A 13,629-nucleotide genomic window follows, 5' to 3' on the forward strand; every position below is an offset into this window, starting at 1 on the left:
GCCCCGCCGCGTGCGGGGCGGGGATCAGCCCGGCAGCGCGTGCAGCAGCAGGCCGGCGACCGGCAGGTCCTTGGCGCCGCCCCCGCCGCTGAGCGCACCGGTGGCCGCGGTGGTGGAGACCTTCGGCACGCCGTTGTCCGGCTTCACCGCGAGCGCGTTGTTCAGCGGGTCGGCGGCGGACTGGGCGAACGGGTCCAGCCGCAGGTCCTTGGCCGGGCCCAGCACGTAGCCGGTGGTGTCGCCGAGCGCGCCCACGGCCGGGGCGACCTGGGTGGGCTGCAGGGCGGTGGACGGGGCGGCGAGCGGGGCGGCGGCCGCGGCGACCGCGGTGCCCGCCGGGGTGAGCAGCAGCGCCGCGCCCAGCGCGGTCAGCGCGCCGGTGGTCGGGGAGAGGGTCAACGCAGGTCCTTTCGACGGTGCTTGACGCACCGCTGCCCCCCGGACCTGGGAAGTCCGGGGGGCAGCGGGCTCACGAGACTTCGGCTGCTCAGCAGTCGTCGTCGTCGTGGTGGTTGTGCTCGGTGTTGATGCAGGTGTTGCCGAACGCCGGGTTCAGCGCGCCGATCACGTTGACGGTGTCGCCGCAGAGGTTCACCGGGATGTGGACCGGCACCTGGATGGCGTTGCCGGAGGCCACACCGGGGGAGTGGGCGGCCACGCCCTCTGCGCCGGCGCTGGCCATGGCGGCGCCGGCGCCGCCGAGCACCAGGCCGAAGGCGGCGGTGGACAGGACCGCGAGCTTCTTCGCGTTCTGCATGGTGGATCTCCTAAGGAAGGGGGACCGGTCGGACGACCAGGGTCAGCCGTTGTTGACGCAGGTGTTGCCGAAGGCCGGGTTCAGCGCGCCGATCACGTCGACGGTCAGGCCACAGGCGTTGACCGGGATGTGGATCGGCACCTGGACCTCGTTGCCGGAGAGCACGCCGGGGGAGCCGGCCGCGACACCCTGGGCACCCGAGCTGGCGACGGCCATGCCCGCACCGCCGAGCAGCAGGCCGGCAGCGGCGGTGGTGAGCACGAGGGACTTCGAGAACTTGCGCATGGTGGTATTCCTCCGTTGATTTCCGGGGGTGGTTCTCCTCCCGGGGCACCGAGCGAAACAGGAATGACGGCCGAGAGGTTCCGGCCGGCTGGCCAATATCACTCAGGCGGACCCGCTCGCCGACAGCGGCGCACGGTTTCTGCTTCGGCGAGTACAACGAGGTTCGGGGGCCCCGGAAACGGGTGGATCCGACTGTCACCCGATCGCCTGGTGCGGGCCCGGCGTTCGTACGAACGGGTGATTCGCGGCGCACTCCCGCAACCAGCGGGGGAGGGGGTCGTTCCTGATCATGCACGCATCGTGCTCAGCTACAAGGAGACTCTTATGAGCGTCAAGAAGGCTGCCGCTGTCGGCGCCGCCGTGGTCGGCATCGTGGCCGCGGGTGCCGGTACCGCCATGGCCAGCGCTGGTGCCGAGGGCGCCGCGGTCGGTTCCCCCGGTGTCCTCTCGGGCAACCTGGTCCAGGTCCCGGTGCACGTTCCGGTCAACGTGTGCGGCGACAGCGTCAACGTGATCGGTCTGCTGAACCCGGCGTTCGGCAACACCTGCGTCAACAACGGCTGAGCCGTCCGCAGCTGAGCCGCCGCCCGGCACCTCTCCTCCTGGGGAGCCGGGCGGCGGCTTTTGCGTGGGCCGGGGGTGAGACATGAGTATCACTCAAGTTTATTGGCCCGCAGCCTTGTTGACGTACTTGTCAGTACCTACGATGTGAACCCGCTCACAGCACTGCTCCGCACCCCCACCCTCCTAGGAGTCATGCGTGATCAGGAGACTCACCGCAGGTCCCCCCGGCGCGTTGCTGGCCGTGGCCGGCCTGGTCGCCGCCCTCGGCCTGGCCGCGGGCGCCGCCCCGGCCCGTGCGACCGGCGCACCCGCCCCCAGGGCCGGGCTCCCGGCCGCGATCGTCTCGCTGGGCGACAGCGCGATATCCGGCGAGGGCGCCGGTACCGACACCAGCGACGGCTACTTCGCCGGCACCGACGGCCCCACGGACTACTGCCACCGGCACCCCCAGTCGGAGGTGTTCGACACCGGCCTGACCGGGCTGACCCCGGTCGACCTGGCCTGCTCCGGCGCGCAGACCGGCGACCTGGTCAGCGACCCGACCCTGGCCCAGGTCACCGGGGGCGGCAGCGGCGACTTCGGCGAGCCCAAGCAGGACGCCCAACTCGCCCGCACCGCGGCCCAGTACAACGTCAAGATGGTGGTCGTCACGATCGGCGCCAACGACGACTTCGACTTCAGCGGGATCATGGAGAGCTGCCTGGGGCAGTACTTCCCGATCCCCAAGGGCCAGGGCTGCCGGGACACCATCGGCAGCGCCGTGCTCAGCCAGCGGGCCGCCAAGGTGGTCCCCAAGGTGGTCGCCGCGCTCACCGACATCCGGAACACCATGCGGGCGGCCGGCTACGCGGACGGCGACTACCAGCTGGTGTACCAGTCCTACTTCATCCCGATCACCCCGGACATCCGCAGCAACGACTACGCCACCAAGATCGCCCAGGGCTGCCCGGCCTACCCGGAGGACCTGGCCTGGGGCCACAACTGGGTGGTGCCCACCTTCGACAACGCGCTGCGGCAGGCCGCCGAGGCGGTGCCCGGGGTCCGCTTCCTGGACCAGCGCCGGGTCTCCTACGGCCACGAGGTCTGCGCGGAGTGGACCAGCTCGCCGTACGAGTACACCAACGGCGACGTGATCGACCTGTCGGAGAACACCCGCAACGGCTGCGACTACCCGATCGGGATCCTGTCGCTCTGCGAGAACGAGATCCGCCAGTCCTACCACCTGCGGGTGGCCGGCTACCGCGGCGAGGGGGCCTGCCTGGGCGCCTTCTACCAGCAGAGCCAGGCGGAGGGCTTCTGCACCCTCAACCAGGGCGACGGCACCTCGGTGCTGCCGCTGACCCCGGGGCAGCCCTTCCCCGACACGCCGGAGGACGGCGCCTGGTACCAGCTGACCAACGCGGCCACCGGGCAGGTGCTCGACCTGGCGGGCGGCGGCACCTACGGGGACAGCACCAACGGCCGGGCCGCCATCACCTATCCGGCGAGCGGCAGCCTGAACCAGTCCTTCGTGCTGGAGGCCAAGGCCGGCGGCAGCTTCGAGCTGGACTTCAGCGGCAATCGGAACATGTGCCTGGACGCCACCGGCCAGGCCACCGGCGCGGGTACCCGGCTGGAGCAGTGGGGCTGCAACGGCGGCGCCAACCAGCACTGGATCCTCAGCCCGGCGGGCAACGGGAGCTACACCGTGGCCGACAGCCAGGCACCGGGCATGGTCGCCACCCTCAGCGGTGACCGGGACGGCCAGAACAACCCGCTGGTCGAGCTCGCCGCCAACACCGGCGCCGCCGGGCAGCAGTGGCAGCTGACCAAGCTCGGCATCGTCTACCTGCACGGCTGACCGGGCCCCCGGCACCGCGCACGCACGCCGCGCCCACTGCGGTGACCGGTCCGCCGGTCGCCGCGGTGGGCGTCGGCGTGTGGTGCGGGCCACCAGGGGGTCGGAATCTGACTCTGGGTGAGGCGGCGCTGGCGGGGAGTCGGGGTTTTGGGGGTGGTGGGTGGTGGTGTCGGTCACAGCGGGGGTGGTGCGGGGTGTCCGGAATGCGCATTTTTCGCTGGTCCGGACCATTTCGGGGGGCTGGGTTTCCGCGGGTAACGGGGGTTGACCTGCGCGGATCCCGAAATGGTTGATACCGGGCGGGTGGTTGCCTAACTTCGATCTCAGCGCAGCAAGCGCAACCCGGGACCGCCCGGGGAACACGCCACCGCTCAGGCGGGGTGCGGGTTCCTTGCGGGTGGCCGGGACGGTACGGCAGGCGTTGGATGCGCCGCCGTCCGTCCGCAGGACGCGGACCGTGAACCAGCAGCCCCCTTACGGGGTGTGGTTCCGTGCGCCCACCGGGACCTTGTCGAGAGGGATCACTTTGACTTTCCGCAACGAGACCACCGCCACCACTGCCACCACCGCTCTCGCCCCGAAGCGCAACCGGGTCCGGATGGCTGTCATGGGCGGCGCGATGCTGGCCCTTCCGGTGGCGGGCCTCGTCGCGGCGAACTCGGCCTCGGCCGCCCCGGCCTCCACCTGGGACGCGGTCGCGCAGTGCGAGAGCACCGGCAACTGGAGCATCGACTCCGGCAACGGCTTCTACGGCGGCCTGCAGTTCACCTCCTCCACCTGGGCCGCCTACGGCGGCACCCAGTACGCGGCGCAGGCGAACCTGGCCACCAAGGCCCAGCAGATCGCCGTCGCCGAGAAGGTCCTGGCCGACCAGGGCCCCGGCGCCTGGCCGGTCTGCTCGGTCAAGGCCGGCCTGACCGCCGGCGGCGCCCCCGCCCAGGTCGACACCACCAGCACCACCAGCAGCACCACCACGAGCACCAAGAGCGCCGCCACCCAGCAGGCCGCCCCGGTGCAGCAGCAGGCCCCGGCCCAGGACGCCACCCCCGTCCAGCAGCCGGCCCAGGCCCCGGTGACCAAGCAGGCCCCGCAGCAGCACCAGGCCGACCGCAAGACCTACAAGGTCGTCACCAGCACCAACAGCACCGGCACCGGCAGCTACACCGTCAAGAGCGGCGACACCCTCAGCGCCATCGCCGCCGCCCACCACACCACCGTGGACGCCCTGTACGGCAAGAACGTCAAGACCGTGGGCAGCAACCCGGACGTCATCTTCCCGGGCCAGGTCCTCAGCATCTGAGACCGCTGACCCAGGCTCACCCAACCCGACGCCCCCTCCCCACCACCACGGCGGGAAGGGGGCGCCGGGCTTTCCGCATCCCGGGCCAGAGCCCGAACCGCCGCTTCTCCCGTCCCGGGCGTCTCAGTACCAGAAGGCCTTGATGACCGCGTGCCCCGTGTCGGCGGCCGTCCGGTAGAAGGCGGCGAGACCTCGGTGGTGGCTCAGGTAGAGATCTCGGTCCACCTCCGGATCTCCGGTGGCACGGAGTGCGGTGCCCGCGGCTTCCCAGAGTGAGTCGAAGTCGGCCGCGCTCAGGAACGCGGCGGCTTCTGCCACCCGGTGCGGGTGCAGGATCAGGAACGGTGGTCCGTCCTCGTGGGGAACGAGTTCACCGCCGAAGATCGGCAGGCCGCTCGGGTCCCCCGTGTCCGCGGGGCCGTCGGCGGCGCCGGTGTAGAGCTGGTGGACGCCCGCGAAGTCCTTCTCGATCGACTCCGCCGTCCCCGCGGCGCACTCCTCCCGCCGGTTGCCCCAGGCCGCGAGCATGAAGGCCGTTGTCCACGGACTGCCCGGGCGCAGCTCCGCCGGCGGGACAGCCCGGAGGTGCAGGTGGAAGCTCACGCGTCTGCCTTCAACATCGCATTCCCAGGTCGCGGGGTTGTAGTGCCGGCGGTGCTGTCCGGTCCGGTCCGGTCCGGTCCCACCGTGACGGCGCTCAGGGCCAGCTGAGCTCGCGCTGCCAGCCGTCGGCGGTCCGGCGGTAGTGCAGTCGTACGTGTCGGCGGTCGGCCGCGCCCTGCCAGAACTCGACCTCCCCGGCCCGCACCGCGTACCGGGTGTAGCCCTCGGCGACAGTGTCCGGTTCGGCCGCCAGCCGCTGCGCGGCGGTTGTCCAGGCCTCGGTGAACTCGGCCGGGTCGGCCAGCGGCTCGCTCTGCCGACCGACCAGGGCGGCGGTGCGCGAGTTGGGGCTGAGCAGGCGGAACGCCTCTTCGGTCCCTTCCTGCGCGCCGATCTCCACCGCGCCGCGCACCCGCACCTGGCGGCCCAGCGCCGGCCAGTAGAAGGTGAGCGAGGCCTGCGGGTCGGCCGCCAGCTGGCGGCCCTTGGGGCTGCGCGCGTCTCCCGCGAACCACCACGCCCCCTCCCCCGGGTCCACGTCGCGCAGCACCACCACGCGCGCGTCGGGCCCGGCGGTGCCGAGCACCATCACCTGGGCGTCGGGCACCCCAGCCCGCAGTGCACCGAGCAGCCAGTTGACGAACAGCTCGCCCGGCCGCTCGGGGGCGTCGGCCACCTCGAAGGCGGGCAGCGCCCGGGCCATCGGGGGGTGCTTGATCAACAGCTCGCGCAGCTGGGCGAGCTCGTCCTGGTTCGCGGCGTCCGACACCCGGCGATCATCCCACGACCCACGCTGTTAGCTGACATAAATTTAGAGGGCGAAACTTTTCACACTAGTTGACGGTGCGTCATCGTCGACCCCAAGCTGACTCCACGTTCGAACTGACATGAACGGGTCCATCTCCAGCTCCCGATCCCGCTCGTCCGGGGCGGCTCCCGCCTGCCCGGCGCGCGGACGAAAGGACGAATCGTGCGGACGCTCTCTCGCCTGCTCGGCACCGCCGCCGCGGCCGGCACCCTGCTGTTGGCCGTCGCCATCCCCGCCTCCGCGGCCCCGAGCCAGGCCAACTACTACGGGGACGCGACGGGATCCACCGCGGCCCAGGCCAAGCAAGCGGCGCTCAACTCCGCGCTCGCCCAGGCCCAGGCGGCCGGGTTCTCCAGCGCACAGTGCTTGCCGCTGGGCACCGCACAGGCCTGGCTGGACAGCCCCTACGCGGCAGCGCGCGCCGCCGCCCCGCAGCTCCCGCCCGGCGGCACCTGGGAGGCGACCGCGCAGGTGCAGTGCGCCACCCAGCCGGCCCCCGGCACGGTCAACCTCAACCGGTACAACGGCCCGGAGCACCTCAGCACCACCGGGTCCGCACCCGCGGGCTACTACCTGGAGGGCAGCCTCGGCTGGCTCTACAGCGGCCAGGTGGCCGGGACCGTGCCGCTGTACTCGTGCAAGGTGTGGAACGCGACGGACACCTTCACCTCGCTGGCCGGGAACTGCGAGGGGCAGCAGTACCTCGGGCAGCTCGGCTACATCTACTCCGCCCCGCCGGCCGGCCTGGCGAGTCGCGTGGTGCGGCGCTGCCAGGTCAACGGGGAGCACTTCGACTCCAACGACTACAACTGCGAAGGCCAGTTCGCCGAGGGCGTCCTCGGGTACTCGCTCGACTGACGGAGCCAGGCCGAGGGCCCCGCTGAGCGGAGCGGGAGGACGACCGGGGCGGCGCGCACCGACCACGCCGACCGGGCGCTGCGCAGTGCAGTGCAGCGCCCGGTCGCGCGTCAACGGGTGGTCGGTCAGCCCGCCTTCCAGTACTTCACCGAGGAGATGCTGATGTCCGCCGAGCTGCCCACCGACGGCACCGCGCCGCCGATGGAGGTCTCGGCCTGGAGCACCCAGTGCATCGGGCCGGACGGGACGGCGCTGGTGGAGTGGCCGATCACCTTGCCGTCCAGCGAGAAGGTCAGGCTGTTCGGCTCCCAGTCGATGGTGCTGGTGTGCCAGGTGCCGGCCTCGGCCACCGAGGTCCCGTAGGCGTCCTGGTCGGAGCCGGAGGTGGCGCCCTGGCGGTGCATGAACGCGGAGATGTTGCCGTTCAGGTTGCCCTCGGGGAAGTCGATCTCACCGTTCTGCGGCCAGACATCGCCGTCCGGCCAGAGCAGGAAGGCGGTCTTGAAGCCGGCGGCCGAAGTGGCCTTCCAGGTGATCTCGAACTTCCCGTATTGCACACCGCCGTCCTTGCCCACCGCGCCGGGGAGCTTGGGCAGCGGCGCGGCCACCCAGGTGCCGGCGTTGTCCCGGTTGAGGTGGATGTTCATCTGACCGTTGGCGATGGACAGGGTCTTGGACGGGTCGTAGGTGCCGTTCTTGGAGGTGTCCTGCCAGCCGCTCGGGTAGGCCCACCACTTGGCGTCCACCCCTGCGGGCAGACCGGTGCAGTGGCTGTTCTGGACGGGCCCGTTGGCCGAGCAGCCGGTCCAGCTGCCGAGCGGCACGTTCTCGCCGGCGAAGTCCTCGGACCAGGTGGGGGCGGGGCCGGTGCTGCTCGGGCTGGGGGTCGAGCTGGGCGTGCCGGTGGGGGTGGACGACGGCGTCGGGGTCGGGGTCGGCGTCGCGAACGGGCTGGGCGAGCCGGTGGTCGCCGTAGCGGTCGGCGTGGGCGTGGGCGCCGCCGTGGGGGTACCCGCAGCCGTGGGCGAGGCCGAAGGGGTCGGCGTGGCGGACGCGGACGGCGTGGCACTCGCGGTGGGGCTCTGGCTCGGGCCGGCGCTCGGCGACGAGGAGGGGGACGGGGACGGGGAGGGCGTCACCGCCTTCCCCACCGTCAGCGTCTGAGCAGGCAGGTTGTGGTACCGCCCGGCCGAGTCCTGCCAGTACCCGAACTCGCGGTACGTGCCGGCCGGCAGCGTCCGGGCGCCGGTGGTCAGGCTCACCCCGTCCGAGCAGACCCGCACCCCGTGCGCCGCCCCCGGGAAGTCGAAGTTCGCCCCGTTCGCGCTGCGCACCGCCACTCCGAGGGAGCGCGCGGTCAGGCAGGCGGCGGAGTGCACGGTCAGCGCGGCGGTGCCCGGGGTGTCGGCGGCGAAGGTGCTCGGCGTGAGCCGGTCCTCCACGACGCGGGGCGTGCTGGCGTCGGCCTGGGCGCTGCCGAGGGCGGTCAGCAGGATGACGGCGGATCCGGCGACGGCGCCGATCCGTCCGGGTACCACGGGGTAGCGGGTGCGGCCGGCCGCGCGGTGGGCACCGCGTCGCCGCCGGGCATGGAGCTGCATGCGCATGGCAGGGTCCTCTGTGACGCCTGCGAGGTGAGCTGTCGGGTTCGGGCCGAGTAGCCCGGCCGCCGTGGGAGCGGCTTCACCCCAAGCCTGGCCGCACGCGGGAACGTGAGACCGGGCGCTTACCTGGTTCCCCCGCTCCCGTCCGTGTCGTTGCTGGGTCCGCCGCCGACGGGTGGACGGGATTCGGCGTCCCGTCGGCGGTGCTCGCGAGCCGCGAGCGATTGGAGCAGGCTAGGCAGCCGGCCCGGCCGGAACAAGTCAGGACCGCCTGCTATGACACAGCTCACACCCATGCCGCGAGCGTACGCCCGGACTGCAGGCAGACCTCGCGACCGGTCAGCGGATCGGTGAACTCCAGTCGGTTGGCGAGCAGTTGGAGCGGGTTCCGGAAGTCCTGCGGGTCGGCCGCCGGCAGCACCTCGGGGTACACCGGATCGTTGAGCAGCGGCAGGCCGAGCGAGCACATGTGCAGGCGCAGCTGATGGGTGCGGCCGGTGTGCGGCTCCAGCCGGTACAGCCCGAGCGGGCCGCGGCGCTCCAGCAGCTCGATCCGGCTCTCCGCGTTGACCGGGCCCGCCTCCTCGTGGGCGGCGATCACGCCGCGCTCCTTGACGATCCGGTTGCGCACCGTGCGCGGCAGTGCCAGCCCGGGGTCGAACCGGGCCACCGCCAGGTACTCCTTGCGCACCAGGCGCTCGCGGAACAGCCCCTGGTAGGCGCCGCGCGCACCGGGGCGGACCACGAAGAGCACCAGTCCGGCGGTCAGCCGGTCCAGCCGGTGCGCCGGGCTGAGCTCGGGCAGCGCGAGCTCGTGCCGCAGCCGGGACAGCGCGGTCTGCACCACGTGGCTGCCGCGCGGGGTGGTGGCGAGGAAGTGCGGCTTGTCCACCACCAGGATGTTCTCGTCCCGGTGCACCACGGTGAGCGGGAACGGGACCGTCGGCTCGGCGGGCAGGTCCCGGTGGAACCAGACGCTGGCGCCGGGCAAGTAGGGCGTGGTGGCGTCGATCGGACCGTCCGGCCCGAGGATCTCGCCGTCCCGCAGCATCTCGGCCAGCCGCGCGTCGACCCCGTCGGGGAGCCGGTGCACCAGGTACTGCCCGATCGTGGGCCAGCTGCCGTCCTGCGGCATCCGGACCTGCACCGGGTCCACCCCGAACCGCTGCGGCAGGGGTGCGACCGGCCTCTTCCTGCGTCTCATCCGGGTCACCCTACCGGCGCGACCCGGGCCCGCCACCGCTGTCGGGCCCGGCGTCCCGGCACCGCAGCCGGGCCCTCCGACCCGCCGCCGCCGGGCCCTCCGCCCCACAACCGCCGTCAGGCCTTGCGGCCGACCGCCGCGTACATCCACCGGGTGGTGCCGTCGGTCGACCCGTCCGGGCGCCAGAGCGGGACGAACTCCACGCCCGGCTCCAGCAACTCCCAGCCCTCGAAGAACGCGGCCACCTGGTCCCGGGTGCGCAGCCGGATCGGGGTCTCGGTCTTGTCCCAGGTCTTGGCGGCCTCGGCGGCCCGCTCGGGGTTGCCCTCGTGGGTGCTGTTCGAGAGCACCAGGTAGCTGCCGGCCGGCACCCGCTCCAGCACCTGGCGCACCGCGCGGTGCGCCTCCTCGTCGCTGACGAAGTGCAGCACCGCGACCAGCAGCACCGCGACGGGCTGCTCGAAGTCCACCAGGGCCTGCAGCTCGGGGTGGTCGAACAGCTCGTCCAGCTTGCGCACGTCCCCGGTGAACACGGTGGTGCTGCGGTTGTCGGCGAGCAGCGCCCGGCCGTGGGTGAGCACGATCGGGTCGTTGTCCACGTAGACCACCCGGCTGTCCGGGTCGACCGACTGCGCCACCTCGTGCACGTTGCCGGGCGAGGGCAGGCCGGCGCCGATGTCGACGAACTGCCGGATCCCGGTGCCGGCGATCATCCGCACCGCGCGCTGCAGGAAGGCGCGGTTCTCCCGGGCGGCGGCGGGGATGTCCGCGGAGACGCTGATCGCGTGCTCGGCGGCCTTCCGGTCCGGCGGGAAGTTGTCCTTGCCGCCGAGCCAGTAGTCGTATATCCGCGCCGGGTGCGGCCGGTCGGTCTGCAGGTCCGTCAGCTCGTGCTGCACCGCTTCACCCTCGTCCCCGTGACTCTTCGTCAAACCGCCTCCCCTGGCGGCCGGGGGAAGCATATCCGGCCCTCGCCCCACAGCGGTTGGATGTCCCGTGCAAAATCCTGAGCTGTGCAGGTCAGGCCCGGGTATCGTCGAAGTTCGCCACTCCGCCCGAGCGAATGCGAGATCAGATGCCCGACCAGTCGGACGAGTTGCTGGCCACCAACGGCGGGGCCCAGCCGGACCTGCTGCCCGGGGCGCTGCTGCCCGAGACCCGCAGAGCCCTGTTGCACCGCCTGGCGGTCGGCCAGGCACAGGGCCGGACCCCCTCGATGGTCGGCGCGGTGGTGCGCGACGGCCGGATGGTCTGGTCGGGGGCCCGCAGCATGATCGACGGCCATGCCCCGGACGCCGACGTGCAGTACCGGATCGGTTCGATCTCCAAGACCTTCGCCGCCGTGCTGGTCCTGCGGCTGCGCGACGAGGGCCTGCTGGACCTGGCCGACCCGCTGGAGCAGCACCTGCCCGGCACCGCCGCGGGCCGCGCCACCATCCGCGAACTGCTCTGCCACGCGGCCGGACTCTCCTCCGAGACGCCCGGGCCCTGGTGGGAGCGGACGCCGGGCGCGCTCCGCCCGGAGCTGTCCGACCTGCTGGAGGAGCAGCCGTTCCGGCACCCGGTCGGCGAGCGCTTCCACTACTCCAACCCCGGCTACGCCCTGCTGGGCGCGCTGGTGGAACGGCTGCGCCGGCAGCCGTGGGGCGAGGTGCTGCGCCAGGAGGTGCTGGAGCCGCTCGGCATGACCCGCACCACGATGCTGCCGCAGGCCCCGCACGCGGGCGGCTTCGCGGTGCACCCCTGGGCGGACGTGCTGCTGCCCGAGCCGCCGGCCGACACCGGGGCGATGGCTCCGGCCGGCCAACTCTGGTCCACGGCTGCCGACTTGTGCAGGTGGGCGGTCTTCCTGACCGCCGGGGACGGGAAGGTGCTGGCCGCCGAGACGCTCGCCGAGATGCGGCGCCCGGCAGTGGCGCCGGACGGCGACTGGAACGCCGGCTACGGCCTGGGCCTGCAGTTGGCGCGCCGGGACGGCCGGCTGCTGGTCGGGCACGGCGGATCGATGCCCGGGTTCCTGGCCGGGTTCTGGCTCTGCCCGGAGGAGGACGTGGCGGCCGTCGCCCTGGCCAACGCGACCTCGGGCGCCGGCACCTCGGCGGTGGCCGCCGACCTGATCCGGATCGTGGCCGAGCGCGAGCCGTGCTTCCCCGAGCCCTGGCGGCCGCTGCCGCAGGTGGATCCGGCGCTGCTGGCGCTGACCGGGCCCTGGTACTGGGGGCCCGCCCCGCTCGCCCTGAAGCTGCGGGCCGAGCGCCACCTGGAGCTGGTGGAGCTGTCCGGAGCGGTCCGCACCTCGCGGTTCCGCCCCGAGCCGGACGGCACCTGGACCGGCCTGGACGGCTACTACGCGGGCGAGCCGCTGCGGGTGGTGCACGGCCCGGACGGCACGGTCAGCCACCTCGACCTGGGCAGCTTCGTGCTGACCCGGCAGCCGTACGGGCCGGCCGAGGCGGTGCCGGGCGGCGTGGACCCGCAGGGCTGGCAGGCCATGTAGGCCGGCGGGCCGTGCAGGGCCGACCGGCCGTGGATGGCCGCGGGGACTGTGAGCCAGGTCACTGGCCCTGCCGCAGGACTGACGGGGCGTCAAACGCGTCGGCCGGATCGTTATCGATCCTTGAGGCCGAACATGAGACAGCTCACATCGGCTTGTGGTAGGGCCATCGGCCCGCTTACGGTGCTTCTCGTTCGTCTCCACACGAACCTCGCTCTCCGGAACGCCGAGTCCTGCCGCCGGACCGAGCGAGCACGTGCCTTAGACAGCACCACGGCAGGAGCGGGGGAACCACAGGTAAGTCGCCCCACCCGGTGTCCACCGGGCGGGGCTTGGGGTGAAGCCGCGCTTGCGCGGCCGGGCAACTCCAGCCCGAATCCGACAGCTCACCTCGTAGGCGTGGGAGAGGAAAAGCTCATCATGATGTCCGTCAACGGTCGTCCCAGCCTGCCCAGCCGCACCACCCTCAAGCGCGTCGTCGCCGCCGCCGTCGTGGCCGGCGTCGGTGCGGGCCTGCCCGTGATCGCCGCCACCGGCGCCTCCGCCGCCCCGGCCCACCAGGCCGCGCCGGTGCACACCGTCGCCGCTGCCGCCCCGGTGCACGCCGCTCAGGCCGCCCCGCAGGCTGCCGCCACGACCGCCGCCCCGGCCGCGGCCACCCAGACCGCCGCGCCCGAGACCTACACCGTGGCGAAGGGTGACTGGCTGTCGAAGATCGCCACCGCGCACAACGTGCAGGGCGGCTGGCAGAAGCTGTACGACATGAACAAGTCGGTGCTGACCTCGGGCCCGAACCTGATCTACCCGGGCCAGCACCTGGTGCTGTCCGGCGCCACCGCCCAGGCCGCCCCGGCCCAGGCCCCGGCGCAGGCCCCCGCCCCGAAGCCGGCCCCGGCCCCGGCCAAGCCGGCCGCGCCGTCGACCAACTCCTCGGCGAGCAAGTCCTCCACCGGTTCGTCCGCCCAGGGCTCCGGCAACACCCAGGCCGCCAGCCGTTCGGCCAGCCGCACCCAGCTGACCGCCACCACGGTCGCGGCCCCGGTGGACAACTCCGTCGCCTCGCTCAAGGCGCTGGCCGCCTCGATCGTCCCGGCCGACCAGCTGGCCTCGTTCGAGCAGATCATCACCCACGAGAGCGGCTGGAACATCACCGCCACCAACCCGAGCTCCGGCGCCTACGGCCTGCCGCAGGCCCTGCCCGGCAACAAGATGGCCTCCGCGGGCTCCGACTGGGCGACCAACCCGGCCACCCAGATCCGCTGGGCGCTGCAGTACATGAACGAGACCTACGGCAGCCCGAACGCTGCCTGGG

Annotated in this window: 14 protein-coding genes and 2 riboswitches; of the genes, 6 read left to right on the plus strand and 8 right to left on the minus strand. The window is 72.7% G+C overall.

The window, feature by feature from the left end; translation table 11 throughout:
• Positions 1 to 24: 24 nt before the first annotated feature.
• The 3 genes from ACFW1A_RS29675 to ACFW1A_RS29685 all read right to left on the minus strand — a co-directional run bounded on the left by ACFW1A_RS29675 (position 25) and on the right by ACFW1A_RS29685 (position 1,042).
• Entirely contained in the window at positions 25 to 399 is a 375-nt protein-coding gene (locus ACFW1A_RS29675; RefSeq protein ID WP_380414062.1) for a hypothetical protein, read from the minus strand.
• Positions 400 to 487: 88 nt separating this feature from the next.
• Positions 488 to 757 (minus strand): chaplin, encoded by a 270-nt coding sequence (locus ACFW1A_RS29680; RefSeq protein WP_380414064.1) that lies wholly within the window; start codon positions 755 to 757, stop codon positions 488 to 490.
• 42 nt (positions 758 to 799) lie between these two features.
• Positions 800 to 1,042, minus strand: a complete 243-nt coding sequence (locus tag ACFW1A_RS29685) for a chaplin (RefSeq protein ID WP_380414066.1) — start codon at positions 1,040 to 1,042, stop codon at positions 800 to 802.
• 324 nt (positions 1,043 to 1,366) lie between these two features.
• On the opposite strand from ACFW1A_RS29685, the gene ACFW1A_RS29690 reads away from it, so the two are divergent.
• The 3 genes from ACFW1A_RS29690 (at position 1,367) to ACFW1A_RS29700 (ending at position 4,746) form a co-directional block, all read left to right on the plus strand.
• On the plus strand, positions 1,367 to 1,606 hold the full coding sequence (locus tag ACFW1A_RS29690) for a chaplin (protein WP_380414068.1): 240 nt from the start codon (positions 1,367 to 1,369) through the stop codon (positions 1,604 to 1,606).
• A gap of 196 nt (positions 1,607 to 1,802) precedes the next feature.
• Complete coding sequence (locus ACFW1A_RS29695; RefSeq protein ID WP_380414070.1) at positions 1,803 to 3,446, plus strand: RICIN domain-containing protein; 1,644 nt, start codon at positions 1,803 to 1,805, stop codon at positions 3,444 to 3,446.
• A 526-nt stretch (positions 3,447 to 3,972) separates the two neighbouring features.
• Complete coding sequence (locus ACFW1A_RS29700; protein WP_380414072.1) at positions 3,973 to 4,746, plus strand: transglycosylase family protein; 774 nt, start codon at positions 3,973 to 3,975, stop codon at positions 4,744 to 4,746.
• Between the two features lie 123 nt (positions 4,747 to 4,869).
• Here ACFW1A_RS29700 and ACFW1A_RS29705 read toward each other — a convergent pair whose 3' ends face one another.
• On the minus strand, positions 4,870 to 5,349 hold the full coding sequence (locus ACFW1A_RS29705) for a DUF1877 family protein (RefSeq protein ID WP_380414074.1): 480 nt from the start codon (positions 5,347 to 5,349) through the stop codon (positions 4,870 to 4,872).
• Between the two features lie 94 nt (positions 5,350 to 5,443).
• On the minus strand, positions 5,444 to 6,118 hold the full coding sequence (locus ACFW1A_RS29710) for a pyridoxal 5'-phosphate synthase (protein ID WP_380414076.1): 675 nt from the start codon (positions 6,116 to 6,118) through the stop codon (positions 5,444 to 5,446).
• Positions 6,119 to 6,319: 201 nt separating this feature from the next.
• Here ACFW1A_RS29710 and ACFW1A_RS29715 point away from each other — a divergent pair, with 201 nt between their 5' ends.
• Positions 6,320 to 7,015, plus strand: coding sequence for a hypothetical protein (locus tag ACFW1A_RS29715; protein ID WP_380414078.1), 696 nt, complete (start codon positions 6,320 to 6,322; stop codon positions 7,013 to 7,015).
• 125 nt (positions 7,016 to 7,140) lie between these two features.
• Here the strand turns inward: ACFW1A_RS29715 and ACFW1A_RS29720 are convergent, their stop codons facing one another.
• The 3 genes from ACFW1A_RS29720 to ACFW1A_RS29730 all read right to left on the minus strand — a co-directional run bounded on the left by ACFW1A_RS29720 (position 7,141) and on the right by ACFW1A_RS29730 (position 10,755).
• Entirely contained in the window at positions 7,141 to 8,622 is a 1,482-nt protein-coding gene (locus ACFW1A_RS29720) for a glycoside hydrolase family 16 protein (RefSeq protein WP_380414079.1), read from the minus strand.
• A gap of 9 nt (positions 8,623 to 8,631) precedes the next feature.
• Positions 8,632 to 8,811, minus strand: a riboswitch (cyclic di-AMP (ydaO/yuaA leader).
• A gap of 94 nt (positions 8,812 to 8,905) precedes the next feature.
• Positions 8,906 to 9,823: a pseudouridine synthase gene (locus tag ACFW1A_RS29725; protein ID WP_380414082.1), complete on the minus strand. Its 918-nt coding sequence runs from the start codon at positions 9,821 to 9,823 to the stop codon at positions 8,906 to 8,908.
• Between the two features lie 116 nt (positions 9,824 to 9,939).
• A complete protein-coding gene (locus tag ACFW1A_RS29730; RefSeq protein WP_380414084.1) occupies positions 9,940 to 10,755 on the minus strand; it encodes an SAM-dependent methyltransferase in 816 nt (271 codons plus the stop codon).
• A gap of 143 nt (positions 10,756 to 10,898) precedes the next feature.
• Between ACFW1A_RS29730 and ACFW1A_RS29735 the strand changes: the two genes are divergently transcribed.
• The gene (locus tag ACFW1A_RS29735) at positions 10,899 to 12,320 is read left to right on the plus strand and encodes a serine hydrolase domain-containing protein (RefSeq protein ID WP_380414086.1); all 1,422 of its coding nucleotides are present in this window, start codon (positions 10,899 to 10,901) and stop codon (positions 12,318 to 12,320) included.
• Between the two features lie 244 nt (positions 12,321 to 12,564).
• A riboswitch (cyclic di-AMP (ydaO/yuaA leader) is annotated at positions 12,565 to 12,730 on the plus strand.
• A gap of 7 nt (positions 12,731 to 12,737) precedes the next feature.
• Positions 12,738 to 13,629: LysM peptidoglycan-binding domain-containing protein (locus ACFW1A_RS29740; RefSeq protein ID WP_380414088.1), on the plus strand; the 892-nt coding region annotated here is incomplete at its 3' end.

Origin of the sequence: Kitasatospora sp. NPDC058965 (genome assembly GCF_042741245.1) — a bacterium.
Taxonomy (GTDB): Bacteria; Actinomycetota; Actinomycetes; order Streptomycetales; family Streptomycetaceae; genus Kitasatospora.

What these genes read in the sequence shown, in the direction of transcription:
- ACFW1A_RS29725 (WP_380414082.1), bottom strand. Translation starts at nt 9,823, where the DNA reads ATGAGACGCAGGAAGAGGCCGGTCGCACCCCTGCCGCAGCGGTTCGGG.
- ACFW1A_RS29685 (WP_380414066.1), bottom strand. Translation starts at nt 1,042, where the DNA reads ATGCGCAAGTTCTCGAAGTCCCTCGTGCTCACCACCGCCGCTGCCGGC.
- ACFW1A_RS29690 (WP_380414068.1), top strand. Translation starts at nt 1,367, where the DNA reads ATGAGCGTCAAGAAGGCTGCCGCTGTCGGCGCCGCCGTGGTCGGCATC.
- ACFW1A_RS29735 (WP_380414086.1), top strand. Translation starts at nt 10,899, where the DNA reads ATGCCCGACCAGTCGGACGAGTTGCTGGCCACCAACGGCGGGGCCCAG.
- ACFW1A_RS29680 (WP_380414064.1), bottom strand. Translation starts at nt 757, where the DNA reads ATGCAGAACGCGAAGAAGCTCGCGGTCCTGTCCACCGCCGCCTTCGGC.
- ACFW1A_RS29720 (WP_380414079.1), bottom strand. Translation starts at nt 8,622, where the DNA reads ATGCGCATGCAGCTCCATGCCCGGCGGCGACGCGGTGCCCACCGCGCG.